Origin of the sequence: Bacillus sp. SRB3LM (genome assembly GCF_015712745.1) — a bacterium.
Taxonomy (GTDB): Bacteria; Bacillota; Bacilli; order Bacillales; family Bacillaceae_G; genus Bacillus_A; species Bacillus_A thuringiensis_K.
The window spans coordinates 1-10,084 of the sequence record NZ_VWVQ01000052.1 but is presented as its reverse complement, the minus strand read 5'-3'; the positions used below and the strand labels follow the sequence as shown (position 1 = coordinate 10,084).

Sequence of the window (10,084 nt, the reverse complement as noted above, 5' to 3'; positions counted from 1 at the left end):
CCGCACTCATCATTAAATGGAATGACTCCGTATCAGTATTCAAAATCAATTGCATAATCTATTTCATGTTCCAGTTTTTCTTGACCAGGTCATTACTTTTGATAGCTACGTTATAATCTCTATTGAGATTTATAACACATGTACAAGAATATACTCGCTCAGACAATGACATTTCTTTTGCATAATCTGACATATCATTATCAAACACTTCCTTCTGTATTTCACGGCTAACACAAGGTGATAATACAACAAAAATACTGAATGATTATTACTATCTAATTTCAGTGATATACCCACTTGTATAATTTATAATACTGATTATATCAAAGACAAATAAAAAGCAACACCCTTAAGCTCGCCAACCTGACATTCATCTCCTACCTACCATTTAACTGCGTTCCTCACAATTTTGAGAAAGAGGAATTCGCTAAAAACAGGTTAATCTTTTTCTATTCCTTTTTCAACAGAAGTACTTCTATTTTTCTATTAATTCAAACTCCCCAAATTCATCCACTTGAAAATTTGTAGCCATATCATGTCCCTTTTTTATTAACTTAAAACTTTCTTTTAAAATTCCTTAAAGCTTGATATATAAGCTTTTCTATTATAGCAATACTATTAGTTATGAAAACTTATAGCTATATGATGTCCTTTTCTTTTTAGATAAATAACCTATAAACCTATTAATGATAGGGGTTTAACAGTTTTCAACTCTATTTTCATATATTTATAAAACATGAAAACCCATAGCTATATGACGTCCCTTTTTTCATCAGAACATGAAAACTTCCCTAGCTGATTCATGTCCCCTTTTTAATCAAAAAAAATTCAGATAAAGCCTATTAATATCAATATTTAAGGCGTTTCACTTATTTAACCCAAAATTATAAATATGAAAATCCATAGTCATATCATGTCCCTTTTTTATTTTTCAAAAATCAATATAACTGTTGATTTAATCATAATTACAAGTTTCTTTTTCTATTTTTCATCTTTTCTATCTATATGAAAATTTCTAGCGATATCATGTCCATAAAAAACAACACTTGAATCCTTTAACTCCTAGTGTGTCAAGGGGTTAAAGGATATTTCATCTTTTTATTTTTTCTCTTAAAGGAACATATTTCATCAAATTTCGATTTGGTATAATCAAAATTGATATATTTTATAGTTTTTGAGTATTTATATGTAGGAGGTGAAAGAGATGGGGAAATCATTTATTATCCGTAATCAACGTAGTCTAAATGGACAATCTACAAATGCAGTTGTAGTAACATTGAAGTCTTGGCAAAAACTTGTTGAAACTTTTGAAGAGAAATACTATAGCTATAAAGATACCTACCTTGAAGATATTATTAATCATATGACCTATGAGGAGCGTATTGCCGATGAGGATGGTTTCGTAGCAAAGGCTAAACCATCTTTTTCACGTCGTGCACTATCTGCTACTTCAGAAACAATGGGAAGAAAGTATAAATTATATGGCATTACAAACGCAGATTTGGAAGTCTTCTTATATCTACATAAAAAATGTTATACGAACGGCGTCATTCCAAATGTAACAATACATATGATGTGGGAAGATTACAAACTGTATAAAGAAGAATTTGCTTACATACAGCATTCTCAATTCTATATCGCATTAAAGAAATTAAGTATACATAACATTATTTCAATTGAAAATGAATTAGATGGCCGATATACAATTAAATTAACTCATTTTATGAATAAAGAAACTGAAAAAGCCAATGCATATGTTTATATTAGCCCAGTGGTATTTACGAAAGCTTTCTTTGAGTTATCAATTTCCTCTAAAAAGCTATACTTAGATATTGCAATGCAACAGCACAGTGAAACTACATTAAAACGTTCCTTAGATAAACAAGATGAAAGAGGAAATAAAGCTCATTTTGGTGGGATGTACCGTTTTTTACATAAAAAATACCCACACCAAATACGTGCGGTTATAACCGAATTAACAACTGCATTACCATGTACTGGAACTCCACTATTCAAAATTTGCAAATTACAAAAAGGGGTTAAAAATAAAAAAAAATATACAACACTATATCTATCCTTACATACGGATTTCTTATGTACAAAAGAAATTGGAGAAGTACAGTATCGCGATCCATTCACACCAAAGCTTACTTATGCTCGTAAAGCTCGTTTTATTGAATCCGTACTACAAGAGATGAGTATTGGAGAGTTTGCACAAGACATAAACAAATTTATTCATGTGCTTAAACATACATGCCATCGACAAATTCGAAGTGTAATTCATAGCTTACGTGACATGATAGATCGTAATGAAGAATACCCAAAAAAATTAGTATATACATTGAAGAAATTATTAAATCAAACATCCCAATATAAAGTCCTTGATACAGCGGCTAAAGAAGGGATTTATCCTCTTATTACACAACATGTTCCAAAAGAACAAAAAGAACAAGCTGTATTTGATTTCGGATTGCATTTCTCTATGTACTCTCTGCGTAACATCAAAAAATTGTTCCGCAAAGCGTTTGAATTACTAAACTGCAAATTTGCTGTACCTGTTACAGAGGAATCGTATCACCGCAACTATCTAAAGTATCAAGAAGAAACGTTGTTTAGAAAATACGCCTATGAACAAGGTACAAATCTAAACGCTTATATGGCATTAGAAATAGAAATACGTGAACTCTTAAAGGCAAAAGGACATAAAGAACGCTTTATTCCTAGTGATGTTCGGGAGTTGTTCATTGAAAAGATAGATAAATTACCGAAAGAAAAACTTCGTGTCATTGAAGTGCCCGATAACTTTAACTTAATTACATTTATGCGTGCCTTAGAACAGTTAATACGTGCTGGTATCCAAGTAACAACAGCTGATCAAGTACTGACAGCAATGAAAACAAACTAATTATAATCAGCTCTCTATTTTTGAAAAAATTCAAGATAGAGGGCTATTCGTGTTGATACGCTTCTCGTGAAGCACTTTAATCCTTCATCACAAGAAGTCACTTTACTCGATTCTATTCATAATAGAGTCTTTTTTTATACAATCATATACAAGAAAATTATGGTTCCTATCTAAATTTCCACATGTACTTACATGTAAATATATTATGAGCTGTCTATATAAATTGAAATACCTACAAAAAATCATAAAGAAAAAATAAAATTTCTTGGATAAGTAGATAAATAACACGTAATGTGAATAATTTAGTTTAATTATCGTTTTATAACTAGCTTATACGTCTTTATCTATCAAAAATCATCAATATTAATGTGAGTTATGTGCTTAATTTGGATTATGTTGTTAAATTAACACATAATGTGAACCATTTGTGGATAAATAAAATAACATTATAGTGATTTTAATGAATTCGACTGAAATTTCTCCTTTGAATAAATATGTTTAAATATGTATCAATTTGTTTCATTTTTTATGTAGGAATATTGTATTTCATTTATGATTTTTTGTAGAATTTAGATTACCTTAATATCTAAATTACCGTTGTTAAATTCATCCATTTGTGATTTTTTATGCTTTGCAATATTGCAAAGCTTTGCTAAATCAAGGATATACATACATTTATCCATCCTATATAAGTTTTATCTTTATAATATAAATATATAAGATATATATTTATATTAGATTTTATAAGCTTATAGTTAATGATATTGTAATAAAACTGCTGAAAAGGTTAAAAAAAATATTTCATTCACTAAAATGTCCTAAAGAAGTAAGACAAATAAAAACCATCCCCTATACCGTATGTAAATTACATACGGTATAGGGGATGGTTTTATAAGAACAAGAAAACCTGATTTAAAAGAAATAAGATGGAAAACAATCGAACTAAAAGTATTAGGAAGTGAACATCATCCCAACCATTATTAGCAAACCTTTTTCCAAAATGAAGTGCTTGCAATAGCCTTTTTATCATTGTAACCATTCATGCTCTTTGAGTAAGGAGCATGAATGGTTACAGTCCCGTGAAAGTAGATGGGAAATGAATTGACTTCGAAAAAGGGATGGCAGGCAGCCACCCCTTTTTCGAAGCACATAAATTGTTACTGCACTATCTATTAAATATATACTCGGCATATCATGGTCTTATGCCGAAATGGAGGTGAATCAAATGATAATTAATAGAACTTATAAAGTTTGTATTTATCCAAATCAAGCACAAGCAATTCTAATTAACAAAACGATAAATTGTTCTCGTTTTATATTCAATCACTCCGGATTCCTATGAGATCACACATACAGAGAAACAGGAAAAGGTTTAACATATGGTACATGTTCTACCAAACTTCCTGCCATGAAGAAAAAGTATTCTTTCTAAAAATACATTTAAAATTTTTAAACGGATTTTTTCAATGTAGATTTAATATAAGGACAAATAATTTTCAAAAAAAGCCTTTTGCTGTTTAGAATAATGCGCTTGAAATTTTTGTAAAGAATTAACAATCAAATTTCGATTGTTTTTAAATTCTTTTTCTTTTTTTATAACAAAATCCAATAAATCACTTGTATTTGTTAATAAAGTGTTATTTTGGAAATTAACAGAGAGGGAGAAATCCATTCCTTTTGAGCGATATGCTAAATTAATAAAAGGAAGAAGTGCTGCTGCAGAAAGAACATTAGCATGTAATTTTAAATTAATAGAAAATTCACAAGCAGATAAGAAATGAAAAATTTGGGCTGCTGTGCATACTTCGGGTATCAATGTTACAGATTTTAAGTTAGTAAGATGTGAATATAAATCTTTACAATAAGTGATATCAACGTCCCACATGGGGAAAATCACAATATGATACCCCTTAGAATGTAAATAATTACAACATTGGATTACTTGTTTTAATAAACCCTGCTCACTATAACCAAAAAGCTTATTAAATGTTGTACCCCAATTTATAGCTACGATGGGTTTACACTTAAAGTTTAGATATTTTTGAAAAATAAAATTATTATCAGGGGGAGTATATGTTATGGCTGCATCACCTAATATACAAATATTTTTTATATTTGAATCTTGGGTAATGAGAGCTTGATACGTTAATGGACCTCTAACACCTATGAAGTTCATTGATTTGATTGCATTCAAGATTCTTTTAAAATCAATATTACGATTAGCAAAAAAAGAATTGACTTCTATTTTTTGATTCCGCTGATAATTATAAATAGCCATTTCAGTTAAATAGTCTATTCCTGTTCCATAGCAAAAAACCGGGATTTCCATTTGTTGAGCTTCCTCAACAAGTGTTAAAAAGAAATCTCCTTGAAGTAGAGATCCTCCTCCTAAAATTACTGCATCGAAGTTTTGTTGGTTATAAAAATTTTGTAATGAAGTTTGTTCATGTATCGGAAATGGAAGTATAGTATATTTTCTGTTTCCCCATTTATTTATTGCTTGTATAAATGCTTCATAGCAAACTTCATCCCCGATATTATTTTTCCCCAGATAACCAAGATACAAAAGAATCATGTTGGTATTTACCTCCAATCAAAATTTTTCCTGTATCCGATATTTTTTGAATAATATTTATAAGATAAACAGATCGTTGTTCCACAGTATGATATTTATGAATCATTTCATAACCATTTTTAGATATATATCTTCCTAGAGTATCATAAGTCTGTAAATGTTTGTTTGCTAATTCAGCATAATTATATTCATTAATATCTATAAAATGTTTGTTTGGAATAAATCCTAAGTCTTGTAATTCTTGTGAATGCGGGGCCAATAATAAAGTGTTAGTAGCCAATACTTCAAAATATTTCATTAGAGGATAATGATATATAGAATCACATGTCAAAAATATTTTTGATTTATTAATTTCTTGTGCGTATCTTTTACCAACTATAAAATCTCTTTCGTCATAAGTAGTATGTTCATAACCTGGATGATCATGATAGATAAAATTTTCTTGTGTACCTAAAGTTTTTAAAATTTTATCTCTTAAAGGATAAATATCAGGATATACGCAACCCATCATTAAAAAGTCTATGCTCTTTTCTTCATAATAATCCTTAAATATATTAGAATCTATATAATGAGGGAACCATATCATACGATCCTCAAATTCTTTATAGCTATTTTTGAAAGCATCTCTATAATGTACAAATAAATATCTAATATTATTTTTTTTTATAAAATCTTTACGATGATTTATTTTATAGTGTAAATCATGCATAATCATCCCTACTGGAATATCACAATTTTGCAAATTAATAATTTCAGGGCATCTTGAAGGACGTAAATCATTTAATAAAATAAAATCTGGAGGATTGGATATTGTAGAAAGAATAGTATTAATATCTCCTGATTTTTCCCAAATTGTTACGTTAATTTTCTGTTTTAAAGATTGCATTAAATAGAATGTATTACGTTCTAGCCCCATAGACCAATCTTTAGTAATAAATAATAAATGTAGTTTTTTTAATGCCACTTGTTCTAAACCCCCAATGTTAATTTAGAAATAACAAAAAATTATTTAGTTTGTAGTCAGTATAAATTTCTGAGTTTTTCGAGAAAATGATATTTAAAATAAATAGCCACTCAATAGAAAATATAGCAGTTACTAATCTAATTGAAGGCTATGTTAAGGATTTGAGAATAAATTACATTATAATAATTTATTCTCAGAGTAAAATATAAATGCTTATAACTCTTAAGTTGTATTCATATTCACTAATTATCCTATGCACATTTTGTACAAAAGTTCTAATATCAACAATAGTTCGGATATTTTTGAGGAGTATATCCCTGATCTGTAAAAAAAATTATTTATCTGCTCACGTTTATTTTAATCCCAATCATATGTTTCTATAAAAAGTCCAATATTCCTATATTGAAGTGAACCCCGAAAACGGGACACTTATCAAAAGACCTAAACCACTTGTTCTCTAAATTCTTTAGGGGATAAGTGGTTTAATTTTTCTTGAATTCGCACACAATTGTAGTAATGAATGTATTCTAGCACAATCTGTCGCACAGTTGTGTTAGATACTTTTGTTATCTCTTGTGAATAGAATGCTTCACTTTTTAAATGACCAAAGAAGCTTTCCATGACGGCATTATCATGGTAATTTCCTCTCCGGGACATGCTGGTGATCATGCCGTTTTCTTTGGCATATGCTTGAAATTCCTTCGCTGTATAAATAATTCCTTGATTTGAGTGAAGAAGGACATCTTTTACTTTTCGCCCTCTCATTGCTTGTTTTAATGTCTTCATCGCTAATGGCAGTGCTTGGGACTTGCTGATGACATAACTGATAATTTCACGATTAAAGGCATCCATAATCATTGATAAATACAAGGTACGCTCTCCGAATAATAGATACGTCACATCCGTAAACCACTTTTGATTTGGTACGGATGCATCGAATTGGCGTTCCAATCGATGAGGGGCTACTACTGGCTCCGCACCACTGATATATTTCTTTTTCTTTCGACGAACTTTTGAAAGAATCTGATTTTGTCGCATGATTTGTAATACTTTTTTATGATTCACACACAGCCCCATTTTCCGAAGAGTGGCAGTCACTCTTCGATATCCATATCGTAATTTATGCCGAAGACAAACATCCTTTATTTTCTCTTCTATCTCATCTCTCAGGTCCACTGTTCGTTGTAACCAACGCTAAAATGTAGACCGGAGTAATTCTAATACATTACACAATTCTTTTACCGTTAGTTTTGTTTTTAAATCGGTCCATAAAGTGACTACAGTTTCCGAGTTCAACTCCTTTTGATTTCCAGATACTTTTCCCATATCAGTAATTTTGTTTTTAACTGTTTATTTTCTAACCGTAGCTGTTCCAATTCATTTAACTTTTTTGGCCCTTTTCCATAAGAATATTGTACTTCGCATCAGTCGTACGATGGTCTAAGAAATGAAAACCGGTCGGTTTTCCATCTCTCATTAAAAATCCACTATCTGGATCCGTTGTACGTATACAAGTTTTTTTGGTATGGGTATCACTTTCCTTTCTAGGTTTTAATTCTTTTTTCCATGTACCTTACGATCTTCGATTACCGCAGCTTCTAGCTCATCTATATAAAACTTTGCCTTTTCTTTTTTATATTTATGTACAAATTTATTTTTATTGGCATTGGCCTTAATGTGCGTAGAATCTGTCATCAGCACACGTCCTCCCACCATCCGGTGCTCTGTCGCTTGCCTCACAATCTCATCAAAAATTTCTTCGAAAATCTTTGTATGAATAAAGCGAGTACGACGATTTCAACTGATTGTAGAATGATCTGGAATCGTATCTGATAGAGAAAACCCTAAAAACCAACAGTAGGAAATATTCGTTTTAATCTCTTTTTCCAATTGACGCTCCGAACGAATACCGTAAAAATATCCAATAAACATCATTTTAAATAAAACGATAGGATGGATTGACGGACGTCCATTGTTTTCACAGTAATAAGGGCGTAACTTCTCCTCAATAAAATCAAAACTAATTGTCGCTTCAATCGCTCAAAGGAAATGATCTTGTGGAACCAACGCTTCTACAGAAACAGCTACACGTTCATCACGATGATTTTTTAAAGCACCCATCATAAAAAATCTCTCCTTTACCTCTTTTTATCAGTGTTGACACATAAAAAGAGGTTCAGACACAAAAACAGGCTGTGGAGAAGACTTTCTCCACAGCCATAGTAAAAACTAGTGTTTTTACTATGGCACCTTTTGATTAGGAAAAGCATATAGTAAAAGTAGGGGCAACCCTCCGCTATTTACTTTTATTCATGGAAATTCTTTCCTATACACGGACGAAGTTTGAGAGTATCCAACTAGCAAGGATGCTCTTTTTTTGTTAGGAATTTTTATGCAGTATTTATTTCTATTCATCTTGAAAGGAAACTGGGTACAATGGTATATATACAAGAATGTATGAAGAGGAAATGCAGTGAAAAAATTAAAAATATTAATACAGATGCTGCAAGAAGAGTTTAATGGAATAAATCAACAGTTACAAAATGGGGGGCAAAAATGAAAAAGAAAAGAAGCTAAGCTAGATGTCGCTATTAGAGAAATTGCATCAGAACGAGAAAATATAACAGATATAAAAAATAGCTTACAGCTCATCGTATAGAAATAGATAATAAATTTACTAAGATTTATGATACTGCTTTAGGAAAAGAAATAGTAATTAAGGTACCGGATAAAAGAGTATTTGTAACAGACATCAAGCTAACCATTTGATAGCATCCCCAAAAAATAAGTAGCGCGATTGTCACACATTGTATAGAAAATGTATATTGTATAGGGCAGGGGGAAGTAAGAAATTACCTTCATTGAACTCACCTGTATAAAAAGAGAGCACAATTATTTTTTCAAGGGATTCACGCGCGTGCACTTCTTGATTCTTGATTTATATAAGAGCGACCATTTTCTGGATAATCATTTCTTTTTACGATGATGTAAGTGGAAATTACGTAGGAACGTTTTATGCACTAGAGGAATATTTTCCCACAATATGTTAAATTCTTGGTATAGTTTATTGGAAAGGACTGTGACTGCAGTTGATCTTCTAAAAGAATATCAGTCAAACAAAAGCATTCCAGATAGTGGATGCTTTTGTTTATTTCAAGAAGAGCGAAAAGATGAAAAATGGCTACTGTATGATTGTAACAAAAAAGGCTTTATAGGGGAAACGTCGTTAGTATCCACTGCCACCTTAACACAAAATTCACTTCAATGAGACACTCCAATCCTACTTAAAAATTTGCTTCTTTTCGTTCTAAGCAATAGACATAAAAGCAAAGTGCATATGCGGTTATGTTTCGTCATTATGAACATTAGCGGCCAATATATTTTGTTCACTGTTATAACGATTTATTACAAAATAAAAGCTTTTCTCAAAAAATTCACGTTTTTCTTTTTCAAAAATCCCTTATAAACTTTTAGGTAAAGTAATAACCTACTTATGAAATTAATTTCATAAATTCAAAAACTATTGGTTTGCCATCAAATGCTTTATATGAGGTGGTACAGTAAAACTGGAACACAGTATAGAGATAAATTATTCTATATAAGAGGTGTTTCAGATGAAAAAACAGTATGATGAAACGTT

Annotated in this window: 3 protein-coding genes and 4 pseudogenes; 2 read left to right on the top strand and 5 right to left on the bottom strand. The window is 30.6% G+C overall.

Annotation, left to right across the window (positions count from 1 at the left end; translation table 11 throughout):
* Positions 1-169: 169 nt before the first annotated feature.
* Positions 170-285 (bottom strand): annotated as a pseudogene (locus F3I02_RS34980) (transposase); the annotation flags it as partial.
* A gap of 919 nt (positions 286-1,204) precedes the next feature.
* Between F3I02_RS34980 and F3I02_RS19485 the strand changes: the two are divergent.
* On the top strand, positions 1,205-2,905 hold the full coding sequence (locus F3I02_RS19485; protein WP_196478310.1) for a hypothetical protein: 1,701 nt from the start codon (positions 1,205-1,207) through the stop codon (positions 2,903-2,905).
* 1,225 nt (positions 2,906-4,130) lie between these two features.
* A pseudogene (locus F3I02_RS19480) lies at positions 4,131-4,328 on the top strand (helix-turn-helix domain-containing protein); the annotation flags it as partial.
* 51 nt (positions 4,329-4,379) lie between these two features.
* On the opposite strand, the gene F3I02_RS19475 reads toward F3I02_RS19480, so the two are convergent.
* From F3I02_RS19475 to F3I02_RS19460, 4 genes and pseudogenes are all read right to left on the bottom strand, one after another.
* Positions 4,380-5,480, bottom strand: a complete 1,101-nt coding sequence (locus tag F3I02_RS19475) for a polysaccharide pyruvyl transferase family protein (protein ID WP_196478309.1) — start codon at positions 5,478-5,480, stop codon at positions 4,380-4,382.
* The gene (locus F3I02_RS19470) at positions 5,443-6,444 is read right to left on the bottom strand and encodes a glycosyltransferase (RefSeq protein ID WP_308018603.1); all 1,002 of its coding nucleotides are present in this window, start codon (positions 6,442-6,444) and stop codon (positions 5,443-5,445) included. The genes F3I02_RS19475 and F3I02_RS19470 overlap by 38 nt, the downstream gene beginning before the upstream one ends.
* A 441-nt stretch (positions 6,445-6,885) precedes the next feature.
* Positions 6,886-7,859 (bottom strand): annotated as a pseudogene (locus F3I02_RS19465) (IS3 family transposase); the annotation flags it as partial.
* A pseudogene (locus F3I02_RS19460) lies at positions 7,844-8,568 on the bottom strand (transposase); the annotation flags it as partial. The pseudogenes F3I02_RS19465 and F3I02_RS19460, both read right to left, overlap by 16 nt.
* Positions 8,569-10,084: the final 1,516 nt, after the last annotated feature.

Excerpts from the sequence above, each read along its gene's own strand:
- F3I02_RS19485 (WP_196478310.1), top strand. The coding sequence starts at position 1,205 with ATGGGGAAATCATTTATTATCCGTAATCAACGTAGTCTAAATGGACAA.
- F3I02_RS19475 (WP_196478309.1), bottom strand. The coding sequence starts at position 5,480 with ATGATTCTTTTGTATCTTGGTTATCTGGGGAAAAATAATATCGGGGAT.